Annotated in this window: 14 protein-coding genes; 8 read left to right on the forward strand and 6 right to left on the reverse strand. The window is 33.4% G+C overall.

The features are described 5' to 3' along the window. Window positions 1–58: 58 nt before the first annotated feature. The 4 genes from H6589_10020 to H6589_10035 all read left to right on the forward strand — a co-directional run bounded on the left by H6589_10020 (window position 59) and on the right by H6589_10035 (window position 3,846). Entirely contained in the window at window positions 59–844 is a 786-nt protein-coding gene (locus H6589_10020) for an EI24 domain-containing protein (protein ID MCB9174934.1), read from the forward strand. A gap of 202 nt (window positions 845–1,046) precedes the next feature. Beyond that, entirely contained in the window at window positions 1,047–1,802 is a 756-nt protein-coding gene (locus H6589_10025) for a menaquinone biosynthesis protein (protein MCB9174935.1), read from the forward strand. A 78-nt stretch (window positions 1,803–1,880) separates the two neighbouring features. Next, entirely contained in the window at window positions 1,881–3,506 is a 1,626-nt protein-coding gene (locus tag H6589_10030; GenBank protein ID MCB9174936.1) for a PD40 domain-containing protein, read from the forward strand. Window position 3,507: 1 nt separating this feature from the next. Further along, window positions 3,508–3,846: a hypothetical protein gene (locus H6589_10035; protein MCB9174937.1), complete on the forward strand. Its 339-nt coding sequence runs from the start codon at window positions 3,508–3,510 to the stop codon at window positions 3,844–3,846. On the opposite strand, the gene H6589_10040 is transcribed toward H6589_10035, so the two are convergent. Beyond that, the gene (locus H6589_10040; GenBank protein MCB9174938.1) at window positions 3,843–4,448 is read right to left on the reverse strand and encodes a YigZ family protein; all 606 of its coding nucleotides are present in this window, start codon (window positions 4,446–4,448) and stop codon (window positions 3,843–3,845) included. The two genes, H6589_10035 and H6589_10040, sit on opposite strands and share 4 nt — an antisense overlap. Before the next feature lie 12 nt (window positions 4,449–4,460). Continuing rightward, window positions 4,461–5,555, reverse strand: coding sequence for a bifunctional diaminohydroxyphosphoribosylaminopyrimidine deaminase/5-amino-6-(5-phosphoribosylamino)uracil reductase RibD (gene ribD, locus H6589_10045; protein ID MCB9174939.1), 1,095 nt, complete (start codon window positions 5,553–5,555; stop codon window positions 4,461–4,463). A 65-nt stretch (window positions 5,556–5,620) separates the two neighbouring features. On the opposite strand from ribD, the gene H6589_10050 reads away from it, so the two are divergent. Next, entirely contained in the window at window positions 5,621–6,742 is a 1,122-nt protein-coding gene (locus H6589_10050; GenBank protein MCB9174940.1) for a M42 family metallopeptidase, read from the forward strand. Window positions 6,743–6,806: 64 nt separating this feature from the next. Here H6589_10050 and H6589_10055 read toward each other — a convergent pair whose 3' ends face one another. After that, window positions 6,807–7,604, reverse strand: a complete 798-nt coding sequence (locus tag H6589_10055) for a DUF2797 domain-containing protein (GenBank protein ID MCB9174941.1) — start codon at window positions 7,602–7,604, stop codon at window positions 6,807–6,809. Between the two features lie 85 nt (window positions 7,605–7,689). On the opposite strand from H6589_10055, the gene H6589_10060 reads away from it, so the two are divergent. The 3 genes from H6589_10060 to H6589_10070 all read left to right on the forward strand — a co-directional run bounded on the left by H6589_10060 (window position 7,690) and on the right by H6589_10070 (window position 10,712). Further along, window positions 7,690–9,198, forward strand: a complete 1,509-nt coding sequence (locus H6589_10060) for a GH3 auxin-responsive promoter family protein (GenBank protein ID MCB9174942.1) — start codon at window positions 7,690–7,692, stop codon at window positions 9,196–9,198. A gap of 24 nt (window positions 9,199–9,222) precedes the next feature. Further along, complete coding sequence (locus tag H6589_10065) at window positions 9,223–10,011, forward strand: hypothetical protein (GenBank protein MCB9174943.1); 789 nt, start codon at window positions 9,223–9,225, stop codon at window positions 10,009–10,011. A gap of 77 nt (window positions 10,012–10,088) precedes the next feature. After that, window positions 10,089–10,712: a deoxynucleoside kinase gene (locus H6589_10070; GenBank protein ID MCB9174944.1), complete on the forward strand. Its 624-nt coding sequence runs from the start codon at window positions 10,089–10,091 to the stop codon at window positions 10,710–10,712. A gap of 262 nt (window positions 10,713–10,974) precedes the next feature. Here the strand turns inward: H6589_10070 and H6589_10075 are convergent, their stop codons facing one another. The 3 genes from H6589_10075 to H6589_10085 all read right to left on the reverse strand — a co-directional run bounded on the left by H6589_10075 (window position 10,975) and on the right by H6589_10085 (window position 15,296). Then, complete coding sequence (locus H6589_10075) at window positions 10,975–11,265, reverse strand: GIY-YIG nuclease family protein (GenBank protein ID MCB9174945.1); 291 nt, start codon at window positions 11,263–11,265, stop codon at window positions 10,975–10,977. Between the two features lie 142 nt (window positions 11,266–11,407). Beyond that, window positions 11,408–12,271: a hypothetical protein gene (locus tag H6589_10080; protein ID MCB9174946.1), complete on the reverse strand. Its 864-nt coding sequence runs from the start codon at window positions 12,269–12,271 to the stop codon at window positions 11,408–11,410. Between the two features lie 238 nt (window positions 12,272–12,509). Next, entirely contained in the window at window positions 12,510–15,296 is a 2,787-nt protein-coding gene (locus H6589_10085) for a sodium-translocating pyrophosphatase (GenBank protein MCB9174947.1), read from the reverse strand. Window positions 15,297–15,419: the final 123 nt, after the last annotated feature.

Raw genomic sequence — 15,419 nt, forward strand, 5'->3', positions numbered from 1 at the left:
TGAGTTATACATTAAATTTATAAACAACTTTCGTATTTTTGGTAAAAAGCAACTCGTTATGGGAATTTTTTTTAAACATTTTGGAATCGGTTTATCGGCCTACGGTAAGGCACTAGAAATTATATTTTCTAAAGGTTTGTGGTGGTTTTTTATTTTTCCAATATTGCTTAATGTGTTGTTCTTTTTGGGAGGTTTTGCGTTAATCGATTTTTTAACCGAGTACACTACCGATTGGGCGTATAATTTAATTAAAAACGAAAATGCTACGTATTGGGGAGCAGCATACGTACAAGGGGTGTTGTCTGGCTTTATTTGGTTGGTATTTAAAATTTTGTTCTTTTTTGTGTTTGCTTATTTGGGTGGCTACATTGTTATCATTTTAATGTCGCCTGTGTTTTCAATACTTTCCGAAAAAACAGAAACCATTTTAACAGGCAAAAAATACCCTTTCGATGCCGACCAATTGATGCGCGATATTGCTCGAGGTGTTTTAATAGCATTCCGAAATTTATTTATAGAGTTATTGTTTATTGTAGGAGTTTTTATATTGAGTTTTATTCCTATTGTTGGTCAATTAGGAGCAATTTTTCTGTTTTTTGTGTCTTCCTATTTTTATGGGTTTTCGTTTATGGATTATACCATAGAACGCCAAAAATATAGTGTTAAACAAAGTGTGGAGTTTATTCGTCAACACAAAGGAATAGCCATAGCAAACGGTGTGCTATTTTCAGTGTTTATGCTTATTCCTTTTTGTGGTTACACCTTAGCAGGTTTTGTGTCGATAATTTCTGTAGTTGCTGCAACCATTTCCACACATAAAGTTTTAGTGGAAACTAAAAGTTAATTGAGTATCCGTCATTGCGGGCTTGACCCGCAATCTGAAATAGTACCAAAGTATAGATTATGGGTCAAGCCCGTAATGACGAACTAGATGGATGTTCTCGATACGCTTCGCTACTCGAACCGACAAGGAGCGTTTTTCTATGTTTCCATGTGGTTAAAAATTAAGTTAAAGTGCTAACTTCGCCACAATAAAATTATTGAGTTTGAAAGTTAAAGTCTCTATCGTTTCGTATTCCAATACCTTGCCTTTTTTGTACGGCTTACAACATTCAGATATATTGAATGAGATTGATTTGCAATTGGATATTCCATCGAAATGCGCCGAAAAATTGTTGACCAATCAAGTAGATATAGGTTTGGTACCCATTGCCATTTTACCAGAAATGAAAGAACACCATATTATTACTGATTACTGTATTGGTGCCACTAAAAAAGTAAACTCGGTTGTGTTGTATAGCGATGTTCCATTGTATAAAATCGATACCATTTTACTCGATTATCAATCAAAAACATCCATTAATTTAGTGCAAGTTTTGGCAAAACAATTTTGGAAAATAGCTCCAACATTTAAAAATGCAAGTGTTGGGTTTGAACAAAAAATAGGAGGTTCAATTGCTGGCGTGATTATTGGAGATCGTACTTTCGATTTGCCAAAAACGTTTAAATATCAATACGATTTAGCTGAAGAATGGATAAGGGTTACACAACTACCTTTTGCTTTTGCTTGTTGGGTTTCTAACAAAAAAATGCCAGAAGAATTTATCCAAAAATTGAATGCTGCCTTGAAATTTGGTGTAGAAAATATTGCTCAGTCAGTAAATCTTTCAACAAATCAACACATTGATAAAAGTAAGTTAGAAAACTATTTAATACACGACATTAGTTATCCGTTAAACAACGAAAAAAGAAAATCGATTGACCTTTTTTTGAGATTTTTACGCGAAAATGTTAATATCTAAACAGTTAATGACTGACTTATAATTTTTAAATACGAGCATAATCACTATTTTTGTTTTAATACTTAATAAACACTTTACATGAACAGAATTAACCAACTACTTGTCGTTTTACTTGTCTTTACAACCACTTTAACTTTTGCCCAAGAAAAAAAGTCGAAAAAACCCAATAAGGTTGCTTATAAAATGAAAATGAGTGAGGCTCGTCATTTGTACCTAAATGGAAACATTAGAGGTGGTTTGCTTATTTATAGAGAAATGTTGAAAGATTTTACCAACGACGCTACGGTTAATTATAGAATAGGAGAGTGTTATTTGGAGTTAAAAGATTGGCAATTGGCGGTGGAATACTTTCAAAATGCAAAAGGATTAAACCCAAAGGTTGCACCTGAATTGAATTACAAGTTAGGAGAAGCTTATCACAGAAACAATCAGTTAGATAAAGCACAAGAAGCTTTTGCTGAATACCAAAAAGGATTAAAAAAGAAAGATGCTTTGTACGATGCAGATAAAATGCAGGAGCAAGTGGCTTATGCTAAAAAATTAATGTTAGCACCTGTAGAAGTTGAAATTGTTAATTTGGGAAAAAACATCAATTCAAGAGGGGGCGATTATTCTCCTTCAATTACTGCCGATGGTCAAACCATGATTTTTACTTCTCGTAGAGCAGATACCAAAGGTGGTGGAGTAGATAAAGCAGGAGATTACAAATATTTTGAAGACATTTATATTTCGAAATGGGACACGACTTTGGGGGATTGGTCGAAAGCTATACCTGTTGAAGGGAAGTTAAATACCGAAGGTCATGATGCTAGTTTGAGTATTTCACCTGACGGAAATCAAATTTACATTTACAGAAATGATGGAAGTGTTTACATTGGCGATATTTTTGTTTCAAAACGAAGAAGCTCTGGTAATTGGGGTGAACCAAAAGAATTAGATAAACAAATCAATTCTACTTATTTTGAAAGTTCGGCGTCATTAACTGCTGATGGAAACAGGTTGTATTTTGTGAGTGAGCGTGAAGGGAAAAAATATGGAGCTATTGGTAAAGGAGATATTTATTATGTTGATAAAATATCAAAATCTACTTTTGGAGAGCCTGTAAACTTAGGTTCTGTTATCAATACCAAAGAGGATGAAATTTCGGTGTTTATTCACCCTGATGGTAAAACATTGTTCTTTAGCTCAAAAGGGCATTTGTCTATGGGTGGTTACGATATTTTTATGTCGAAAATGCAAGCAGATGGTACTTGGTCTAAACCAGAAAATTTAGGCTATCCAATCAATACCATTGACGATGATGTACATTTTATTTTGAGTACGGATGGGAAAATAGCACATTATTCTACCGTTAGAGAAGATGGTTTGGGAGAAAGAGATATTTATAAAATTGACTTAAAAGATTACGATTTATTACAAGGCACACAAAAAAATCTATCCATCATAAAAGGAAACATCGAAGCTAAATTAGATGGTGAAAAAGTAATGGCTGATGTTGAGTTTAAAGATGAAGCAGGTAATAGCATTGTAAAAACTTCGGCCGAAGAAACAGGAGATTATTTTATGACCTTACCAGGGAATTTAAAATATTCAGTTACCATTTCTGCTGTTGGTTATAAAACCCAAACCATCAATTTTGATTTGCCTATTGGAGAAAAATCAACACATATTTTGGTTAAAAATGTTGTTTTAGAACAAGAGTAGCATGTTAAAAACCAAAAAACTTTGGTTAGATAAGGAAAACAATAAGTTTAGAATTATTGTTAGTGTTTTGGGTTTAAAAGTGGGCGATTGGAAAAATTTGGCTGATATTCAATTTATTGGATTGACTAGAGTAAAATTTTCAAAAACGGTAAGTTCGCCTAAACTAAGTGGAAATACTAGTTGCACAACCAACTTTAGCGATTATAAATATTGTGTTTTTTTGTGCGAAAATGTTCGGAAAAGAACCTTGGTTTTTAAAGGCTCTCACGAAGAATCTCAAGCTTTCTCCAAAGAAATTTCGGAATATTTAGGAATGAAAGTGGTAGATTTTACCAATTAAATAGTTCTCAGAAACTTAACCAATAAGCCTTCTATTTTTTCAAGTTCTTGGACAGTAAATTCAGCTTCAGTCTGTCGAATGTTAAATTCAATTAAACAGCTATTTTCAAAAACTTGTTTGCTTACATTAAGGTCGTGTTGTTTTACAAAATTCATCACCTCGCTCATTATAGCATAATCAAAAGTGATTTGATAAAAATTGTTAACGGTTCGTTCTACTATTTTTGCATTGTTCAACGCATCAGCTGCAGCTTCTTTATAAGCAGTAACCAAGCCACCAACGCCGAGTTTTGTGCCTCCAAAATATCGAACAACTACAATTCCTACATTGGTAAGGTTTTTTGATAAAATTTGACCATAAATGGGTTTTCCAGCAGAATTGTTGGGCTCTCCGTCATCGCTATATCGGTATTCGTTTTCGGTTAAACCTAATTTGAATGCATAGCAAAAATGTCGGGCATTGTGGTGCAATTTTTTTAATTCCTGGATGTGTTCTTTAAAATCATCTTCACTAAAAATAGGGTAGGCAAAAGCTAAAAATTTACTTCCTTTCTCTTTGTAAATTCCTTCCGATGGTTTAGCTATGGTTAAATAAGTATCCATTTTAGTAGATTGTCATACTAATCTTGTCAAAGTATCTTTCGGGACGAATACAGTTAAAACATCACTTTCAATACATTCTTTTGAAAGTATTTCACCAACTAAATTTGGAGCTTTAAGCCCTGTTTTAAAATGTTTGTTACCCACAAAAACACGTGCTTCATCCCACAAGTTTTGGTCGATAAAAGTTTGTAATAAAGTTGCACCACCTTCTACAATTACCGATTGAATATTTCTGCAATGTAGTTCAGTTAAAACTTCAGTAATAAGTTGTGAAGCATCGTTGATTTTTACAAAAGCCAAGTTTTGCTCTTCACTTTTTTTGCTTAACGAAAATACTATGGTTGGTATAGTTTTATCGAAAACATGTAAATGCTGAGGCAGTCTATCATTTAAATCGATAACAATACGAGTTGGGTTTTTCCCTTTCCATTCCCTAACATTTAATTGTGGATTATCATTTAAAGCGGTGTTTGTGCCAATTAAAATTCCCGTTTCTTCACTTCGCCATTTATGCACTAATTTTTTGCTTAAAGGAGAAGTAATCCAATTGTCAACGTCATTGCGGGCTTGCCCCGCAATCTCACTTGGTTTAGTTTTTTCTCTCCTATCCACATCAATAAACCCATCAATTGTTTCTGCCCATTTTAAAATAATGTAAGGTCGTTTTTTGTTGTGAAAAGTAAAAAATCGTTTGTTTAACTCTAACGCTTCTTTTTCCAGAACACCAACAGTTACATCAATTCCTGCATTTTTAAGTTTTTCAATACCCTTTCCAGCTACTTCCGAAAAAGTATCGACACAAGCTATAACCACTCTTGGAATGTTATGTTCAACAATTAAGTTTGCACAAGGAGGCGTTTTTCCAAAATGAGCACAAGGTTCTAAACTCACGTAAAGTGTACTTTCTTTTAGTAATGCTTTGTTTTTAACCGAATTTATCGCATTTACCTCTGCATGTGCATTACCATATTCTTGATGATAACCTTCACCAATTATTTTTCCATCATACACAATAACACAACCTACCATGGGGTTAGGAGCAACATTTCCTAATCCATTTTTTGCTAATTCTAGGCATCTTAACATGTATTTTTTGTCAAAATTCATTCGGTTCAAATGTACTCCTTTTATAAAAAAGGACTAACTTCATCGCTCGAATTAAATATAAATTTATGGCTACAAAATCTTCAAAATCAACCGTAAAAAAAGCGGAGAAATCAATATTAACAGCAAAATCGCTTAAATTTTTAGAAAACTACATCAACAATGCTGCTCCAACAGGTTTTGAGTCTGCCGGACAAAAAATGTGGTTGGATTACGTTAAACCTTATGTTGATGAGCATTTTGTAGATACTTATGGTTCTGTTGCGGCGATTATTAATCCTAAAGCACCTTATAAAGTAGTTATTGAAGCTCATGCTGATGAAATTTCGTGGTTTGTACATTACATCAACGAAAAAGGGTTTATTTATTTGAGAAGAAATGGTGGATCTGATCATCAAATTGCACCTTCAAAAAGAGTAAACATCCATACCGATAAAGGAATAGTAAAAGCGGTTTTTGGGTGGCCAGCTATTCATACCAGAACTGCAGGAAAAGAAGAAGCTCCACAATTAAACAACATTTTTTTAGATTGTGGGTGTAACACTAAAGAAGAGGTGGAAGCCTTGGGTATTGAGATAGGTTCTGTTATTACTTACGAAGATGAGTTTATGGTGTTAAACAAAAAATATTTTGTAGGCCGTGCTTTAGATAACCGTATTGGTGGTTTTATGATTGCTGAGGTAGCTCGTTTGTTAAAAGAAAACAAGGTTAAACTTCCTTTCGGTTTATACATAACCAACTCGGTACAAGAAGAAGTAGGTTTGCGTGGAGCTGAAATGATGGTGCAAAACATTAAACCAAATGTGGCTATTGTTACTGATGTTTGTCACGATACCCAAACGCCGATGATTAACAAAATTGAAAACGGTGATAACCACGCAGGAAAAGGACCAGTTTTAACGGTTGGACCAGCTGTACAAAACAATTTGTTGAAACTAATTAAAGATACTGCAAACAAGAAAAAAATTCCTTTTCAATTGGCTGCTGCAAGTCGTGCAACAGGAACAGATACTGATGCTTTTGCTTATGCAACAGGAGGTGTAGCTTCTGCTTTGATATCATTGCCATTACGTTACATGCACACTACAGTAGAAATGGTACACCAAGAGGATGTTGAAAATGTAATTAAGTTAATTTACGAATCACTTCAAAACATCAAGAACAATCAAGATTTTAGGTATTTGAAATAGAGATTATCTCTCGCAGATTATCGCTGAATTTTTTCTGCGTATATCAGCGAAATCTGCGAGCTTCTCAAAAGCCTAGCTCTAAAACATAGCCTCCATAAGTCCTAACATTTAAAACAATTCCATTTTCAAAATAAAGGTATTGTCCTTTAATACCAGTTAGTTTTCCAGTGTATTCGGGTACTTTGTCAAAACCTATGCTGGTTACCTTTACGGGGTAATGGAGTACTGGGTAATTGATTTCAGTTATGTTGTTTTCTTGTAAAATGTAGGGTTTATATTCTTCTGCAAGTAAAGTTCTAACATTGTCTTTTTCGGCAATTAAATCCACATCAGCTTGAATGTTCATGAGCATTTGTCGCCAATTGGTTTTGTCGGCTAAGTGTTTTTTTAAACTTACCTCAATCATGCCTGCTAAATAGCGGTTAGGTGTTATGGCTAAAATAATGGCTTTAGAAGCACCTTGATCAATCCAACGTGTTGGTATTTGGGTTTCGCGAGTTACACCAACTTTCAAGCCACTGGTTAATGATAAATACACCATGTGCGGTTGCAATTGCACCGATTTTTCAAATTCTAAATCTCTATCTTCAATACCTAAATGTGCTTTCGATAATTCAGGATGAATAATCCAATCGGCAGCACTTGCAGAATTTTTAAAACACGGATAACAAAACCCTTGATTAAATGACTTGATGGTAGTTTTACCACATTCCTTACAAATGATTTGATGTTGATAGTTGAGCGAAATTTCTTTCCCAATTAATTCATTCATGTTTACCAAGTCCTCACCAATAGGCAAATGGTAAGTTACTTCGTTGTTTAATGCGGTATGCATTTTATCAATAGGACCAGAATAGTTCATAAGAATAGTGTTATAAAGTATAAAAGTTTATAAAGTTACAAGATTACTTTTAACTTTATACTTTACTAACTTTCAACTTACTTAAGTGGAAATTATCAATTCTGTATTTTCTTGGATTATCAAACAACGTATTCATCAAATGGAGTTGTTTATCAAATATCCTGTGGATGTTCAGAATGATCTGCTGCAAAAGTTGGTCTATCAGGCAAAAGATACTGAGTGGGGAAAGAAACATGAATACAAGTCGATAAATAGTTATGACGATTACAAATCAAGAGTTCCGTTACAAGACTATGAAACCTTAAAAAACGATATTTTTAGAATTAGAAATGGCGAACAAAATATTTTGTGGCCTACCGAAATTAAATGGTTTGCAAAATCATCGGGAACGGTAAGTGGAGAAAGTAAATTTATACCTGTAAGTAAAGAATCGTTGGAGGAATGTCATTACAAGGGAGGTAAAGATTTATTGTCCATTTACCATCACAACCACCCAGCATCAAAACTTATTTTAGGAAAAACATTAGTAGTAGGAGGGAGTAGTCAACTGAATCAATACCACAACAGTTCTTATTATGGCGATTTATCGGCAATTATTATGAAAAATTTTCCATTTTGGGTAGAGCAACGGAGAGTGCCAACACTCGAAATTGCGTTAATGGCAGAGTGGGAGCAGAAGATTGAAAAAATGGCGTTAACGACTTCTAAAGAAGATGTTTCAAACATTTCTGGTGTGCCATCTTGGACATTGATTTTGTTGAAGAAAATTTTAGAAATCACCGATAAAAAATCGATACATGAAGTGTGGCCAAACCTTGAGTTGTATATGCATGGAGGAGTTAATTTTTCGCCTTATAAACAACAATTTGATGCTGTTTTAAAAGGTTGTCCGATAAATTATTACGAAAATTATAATGCATCGGAAGGATTTTTTGGTTTGCAAGACCAATATAACTCAAAGGAAATGTTGTTGATGTTGGATTATGGTATTTTCTATGAGTTTATTCCAATGACTGAATTTGATAAAGAAAACCCAACAACTATTACTTTAGAAAACGTAAAACTAAATGTGAATTATGCCATTGTAATTTCTACTAATGCTGGTTTATGGCGTTATATTATTGGGGATACGGTAAAATTTACCTCATTAAATCCGTTTAGAATTAAAGTGACGGGTCGCACCAAGCATTTTATCAATGCATTTGGAGAAGAATTAATCATTGAAAATGTAGAGCAAGCGTTAGAAATTGCATGTAAAAAAGCAGAAGCATTGATTCATGAATACACTATTGCTCCAATTTATTTAGCCGATAATAAAAGTGGTAAACATCAATGGTTGATTGAGTTTGAAAAAAAACCAACGAGTACTGATTATTTTATGGAAGTGTTGGATACCGCTCTTAAATCATTAAACTCCGACTACGAAGCCAAGCGGTATAAAAATTTAATACTTGATTTGCCAGAGTTGGTATTAATGCCAAAAAACACTTTTTATAATTGGTTAAAACAACACAATAAGTTAGGAGGGCAACATAAAGTTCCCCGACTTTCAAATAATAGGAAAATTGCCGAAGAAATGCTTAAATTGGTATGATATTAGCCATGAAGGTAAAATAGTATGAAATACACTTTAATAAATATTTTAGTTGTTATCTCAATGTCTTTGTTTGCCCAGAACAATGCCGTTGTATTTAAAGGAAAACTGTTTACTACCGACCAAACAGGTAGTTATTACGAAATCTATTCAAATCAAATTATTAAAATTGGGAAAAATGGTCAACGACAATTTACCTATAGCAACAATATTTTGGGTGAAATAACTAGCGTTGATGTATTTAATCCAATGAAAATTATTGTCTTTTTTAAAGATTTTTCAAAGGTAGTTGTATTAGATAATACATTATCAGAGCAGGGAGGTGTTTTAGATTTAAATGAAGTTAGTTTAGAAGAAACGTCTTTAGTTTGCACGTCATACAATAATGGAGTTTGGTATTACAATCCTGTAAAATTTCAATTGACCCGAATAGAGCATTCATCAAAAAGTACCAACACATCTGCTAATATTTCCAACATTTTAAATAAAAACATACAGCCTAATTTTTTGGTAGAATATAATAATAGAGTTTACCTGAATGATCCAATAAATGGTATTTTGGTGTTTGATATTTATGGAACTTACCTTAAAACAATACCAATATATCATTTAAACACTTTTCAGGTTAAAGAAAATTATATGCTTTATGTGAATAAAGAAGGGAATATTGCGACCTATGATTTTTTCACATTAGAACAAACTGTTTTTAAGCCTATTGAATATGCAAATGTAAAATGGGTTCGAATAGAAAATAAAAACATTTATATTGTAAATTCAAAAAATGAATTAATCATTGAAAAAATTGATTTATAATTCTTTTTAAGCACTTGATTTTTCTAGTTTGTTATTGAATTTTTTTTGTACTTTTAGTTTCTCAAAAAAAATAAAATATGTTAATAGCAGTTGCAGGAAATATCGGTTCAGGAAAAACTACACTTACTACATTATTGGCTAAACATTACAATTGGGATACCCACTTTGAAGATGTTGATGATAATCCGTATTTGAACGATTTCTATAACGATATGCAACGTTGGTCTTTTAACTTGCAGGTTTATTACTTAACAAGCCGAATTAGTAAGATACAAGAAATAAATACAAGCGGAAAACCGACTATTCAAGATAGAACCTTGTATGAAGATGCTTATATTTTTGCTCCCAACTTACATTCAATGGGTTTAATGACTACCCGTGATTTTGAAACTTATTTTTCGTTATTTAAGTTGCAAGAGTCGTTTATTAACCCACCAGATTTGTTAATTTATTTAAGAGCATCTGTATCTACCCTTGTTAACCAAATTCAGAAACGTGGACGTGATTATGAAGAAAGTATTCGATTAGATTACTTGAAGCGCTTAAATGAACGTTATGAGGCTTGGATTTCAACTTACGATCAAGGTAAGATATTGGTTATAGATGTTGATACCAATAATTTTTCTGAAAAAGCTGAAGATTTGGGTCTTATTATCAATAATATTGATGCCGAGCTACACGGCTTGTTTAAAACTAAATAAATTTTTCTTTTCTTTTTTCGTTGCCTTTATCCCTTGTTTACAAGGGAGGTAGTTGAATATTGGAGTGATTATTACTGGATTCCTGACTTCCGCTATGCTGCATCAGGAATGGTAGTGGGGATTTTTGACTGCATCCCTGCGAATGCAGGGAACCAGTAGTTTACTTTTGTTTTCTTTTGGATTCCTGACTTTCGCTACGCTGCATCAGGAATGGTAGTGGGGATTTTTGACTTCATCCCTGCGAATGCAGGGAACCAAAAGTTTATTCCGGCCAATCTTGAGATAAATCTTTCCAACCTGTATTGTCTTTTTCAATTAATTTTAATTTCCAAGCTCTTTTCCACTTTTTCATTTGTCGTTCTCGTGTAAACGCTTCGTTGTAGTTTTGATGTTCTTCAAAATATACCAGCATGGTTATATTGTATTTAGATGTAAAACCTGGTACAATTTTGTTTTTGTGTTCAGCTATTCGTCTTTCTAAATTGTTTGTTAAGCCAATATATAATGTTCCATTTCGTTGACTAGCCAATATGTAAACATAGAAAGTATCCATAAATCAAACATATTGATTTTTAGAATATATTTTTGAATTGGTTTCCTGCCTACGCAGGAATGGTAAGAGATGAGTAGGAATGGAAATAAAAAAGCCCCGCAATTTGCAGGGCTTTTTATATTCTTACTTTTAAGAGTATTTCTTAGAAGTGGATGTTTAAAGAGATGTTAGCACCAGAGATACCATTATCTAAAGAGAATGCAGATGATTTTCCACCTTTAGTAGTTTTAGTAACTAAAGTGTTAGCAGTACCACCAGCTGGAGTTGTCCATTCTTCTGAAGTAGTTTCTGATTCACCTGTAGAAGACATTGCTAATCCCCAAGTATATTTAGCACCTAAAGAAACTTTTGGAGCGAAAAACCATTCAGCACCTAAGAATCCCATTAATCCTAATTGGAAAGTAGAACCAGCTTTAACTTCAGTATTTCTTACACCGTTACCAGAAGAAGTACCTACAGCTGTAGTTCCTGACCAGTTAGTCCATTGTGCAGTGTGACCATCGTTACGAGTATCACCGTAAGTATACTTAGTAGAACCACCACCAAAACCAATGTACATCATAGCACCATATACACCTTGGATTCTAGTATTACCTCTTCTTTTTTCAATACCACCACCTAATGTAATGTTATTGTAAGAAACAGAAACCTCATCAGTAATAGTACCAGTAGCACCTAATGCACCTGTAGTATCGATGTTGTTTGTTGCGCTGTTAGAACCAAAACCAATTCTTAACATACCAATGTAAGCAGTTTTTTCGTCTTTAAACATTTTACCATAGATAGTGTTTGGCATATACCAAGTAGCACCAGCTCCAATACCGTTACCAGTGTTACCGTTAAATAAGTTACCAGCATAGTTTAAGAATGGGTTTGCATCGATACCGATTGCCCAATCACCAGCTTCTGGTAAATAAGCTTCACCTTTTTTAGATGTTAAACCATCTTGAGCGAAAGTTGCAGTAGCAGCAAAGATAGCAGCTACAAATAATAATCTTTTTTTCATTTTTAATTGTTTTTAGTTAAACTTTTTAATTTTTAATTTAATTTTTAGTTTGCGACAAACTTACAACATTTTTTTTAAACTGTGCAACTTTTTTTTATTTTTATTAACAATTGTTTGTAGTTATTAACAGGTTGTTGATAACTTTCAATCCCTTTGTTACTATTGATTTAAACGGTTTTTTATTTATGTTATTTGTTTGTTGTTTGATGTAAAAATAACACTTTTTTAACAGCGTTACCTATTTATTTTCTGAAATTTCTTCTTGTTTTGGGTTTAATTCGATTGAAAAATCAACTTTTACCTCTTCTCCAAGTATTCCTCCGCCATAAGTTAATCCAAAATCATTTTTGTTTATGATAATGTTTCCTGCAAAAGCTGCCGATGGAAATCCCCATGGGGTATCTTGTTTTCCGAAATAGTTAAAAGGAAATTCTACCTCTTTAGTTACTCCCATCATGGTTAATTTACCTTTAGCTAAGTAACCATCTACATTTTTAGTAATATCAGAAGCTGTAAATGTTATTGTTGGGAATTTAGGTGAATTGAACATTTCCTCTCCTTTTAAATGTTTATCGCGTTTTTCATTTCCAGTATTTACTGAATTAACATCGATAGTAATGTTCATATCCATTTTACCTTCTACAAAATTCACTGTGCCATTAACTTTTTGAAAATTACCTTTCGAATTAGCTAATATGTGACGAATAGTAAAGTCTACATAAGAATGTGCTTCATCCAAAACCCATTCTCCTGTTAATTCGCTAATGTCTTTTACAATAATCTCGTTTCCTTGATCATCATAAAGTGTAGCTTTTTCTTCAATGATTGTTTCAACTTCTGGAACCATATCTTTAGTGTGTCCACCTAAAATTGGAGCAATAACCAATCCAATTAAACAAGTTAATTTAATTAAGATGTTCATTGATGGACCAGAAGTATCTTTAAATGGATCTCCAACTGTATCACCAGTTACAGCTGCTTTGTGAGCATCAGAACCTTTGTAAGTCATTTCGCCATTAATCATTACACCTGCTTCAAAAGATTTTTTAGCATTATCCCAAGCTCCACCTGCATTATTTTGGAATACAGCCCACAATACACCTGAAACTGTTACACCAGCCATATAACCACCTAACATTTCAGCAATTAATTTATTGTCGTAACCTAACAACATAGGTAGTACTACGATAAGGATAGGGAAACCAATGGTTAAAATACCTGGCAACATCATTTCTCTTAAAGCAGCTTTAGTAGAAATTTCTACACATTTACCGTATTGAGGTTTTCCAGTACCTTCCATAATTCCTGGAATTTCTTTGAATTGTCTTCTTACTTCATATACCATGTCCATAGCAGCTTTACCAACAGAGTTCATCGCTAGGGCAGAGAACACAACTGGAATCATACCTCCTACAAATAACATGGCTAATACTGGTGCTTTAAAGATGTTAATTCCATCAATACCAGTAAATGTAACATAAGCAGCAAATAAAGCTAATGATGTTAATGCCGCTGAAGCAATAGCAAAACCTTTACCTGTTGCAGCGGTTGTATTTCCAACTGAATCTAAAATATCAGTACGAGTCCTAACTTCTTTAGGTAATTCACTCATTTCAGCAATACCACCAGCATTATCAGAAATTGGTCCGAAAGCATCGATTGCTAATTGCATAGCTGTTGTTGCCATCATAGCTGAAGCGGCTAAAGCAACACCGTAAAATCCTGCAAAAGCATAAGATGCCCATATAGCAGCAGCAAATAAAATTACTGTAGGGAATGTAGAAATCATACCTGTAGCTAAACCAGCAATAACATTTGTTCCAGCACCAGTTGACGATTTTTGTACAATTGCTAAAACTGGTTTTGTGCCTAATCCAGTGTAATATTCAGTAACAGAAGAAATAACTCCACCAACCACTAAACCAACAATGGTAGCATAAAATACTCTCATTGAAGAAATGTCTTTTAAACCTTCACCAAAGAATTCCATTTTCATGGTTTCTGGCAACATATACTTAACTAATACAAAGCAAGAAATTGCAGTAAGTACAATTGAAACCCAGTTTCCAACATTTAAAGCACCTTGTACTTGTTTTTCTTTTGCATCGTCAGATTTAATTTTAACCAACATAGTTCCAACAATTGAAAACAAAATACCAAAACCTGCAATTGCCATTGGTAATAAGATTGGACCAATTCCATTAAAAGCATCTTGAATTGCACCACCCATATCTTTTATTACATAGTTACCTAAAACCATAGCAGCTAAAACAGTTGCAACATAAGAACCAAATAAGTCAGCACCCATACCAGCAACATCACCTACATTGTCACCTACATTATCAGCAATTGTAGCTGGGTTACGTGGGTCATCTTCTGGAATTCCAGCCTCAACTTTACCAACTAAATCAGCGCCAACATCAGCAGCTTTGGTATAAATACCACCACCAACACGAGCAAATAATGCAATAGATTCAGCACCTAATGAAAAACCTGCTAAAGTTTCTAATACAATAGTCATATCTTCTGTAGAAGTCCAAACACCTTTCATGAAGTAGTTAAATAATAAGATAAAGAAACCAGTTAAACCTAAAACAGCCAAACCAGCAACACCTAATCCCATTACTGTACCACCACTAAAAGAAACTTTTAATGCTTGTATTAAACTTGTACGAGCAGCCTGAGTTGTTCTAACATTAGTTTTAGTAGCTATTTTCATCCCCATATTACCTGCTAATGCAGAGAAAAATGCTCCGAAAATAAATGCTACTACTATTAATATGTGTGTAGTAGGAACAACAAATGAAATTCCAGCTAAAACAATACTTGCTCCAATAACGAAGAAAGTCAATAATTTATACTCTGCTTTTAAGAAAGCTAAAGCTCCTTCATAAATGTAATCTGAAATTTCTTTCATTTTACCATCACCAGCATCTTGTTTTAAAACCCATGCTCTTTTAGCTGCCATGAAAGCTAAACCAATCAATGCCATTACTATCGGCAAATAAATCATCATTGAACTCATACTGTATAATTATTTTGTGTTATAATATATTTTAATTCTAAAATTTTTTCGGAGGGCAAAAGTAGGGAATTAAATGAATAATGAACAATGAATAACAAATAATTTCATTTTAGTCGTTTACAA

This window comes from Flavobacteriales bacterium, from assembly GCA_020635795.1.
Taxonomy (GTDB): domain Bacteria; phylum Bacteroidota; class Bacteroidia; order Flavobacteriales_E; family Vicingaceae; genus Vicingus.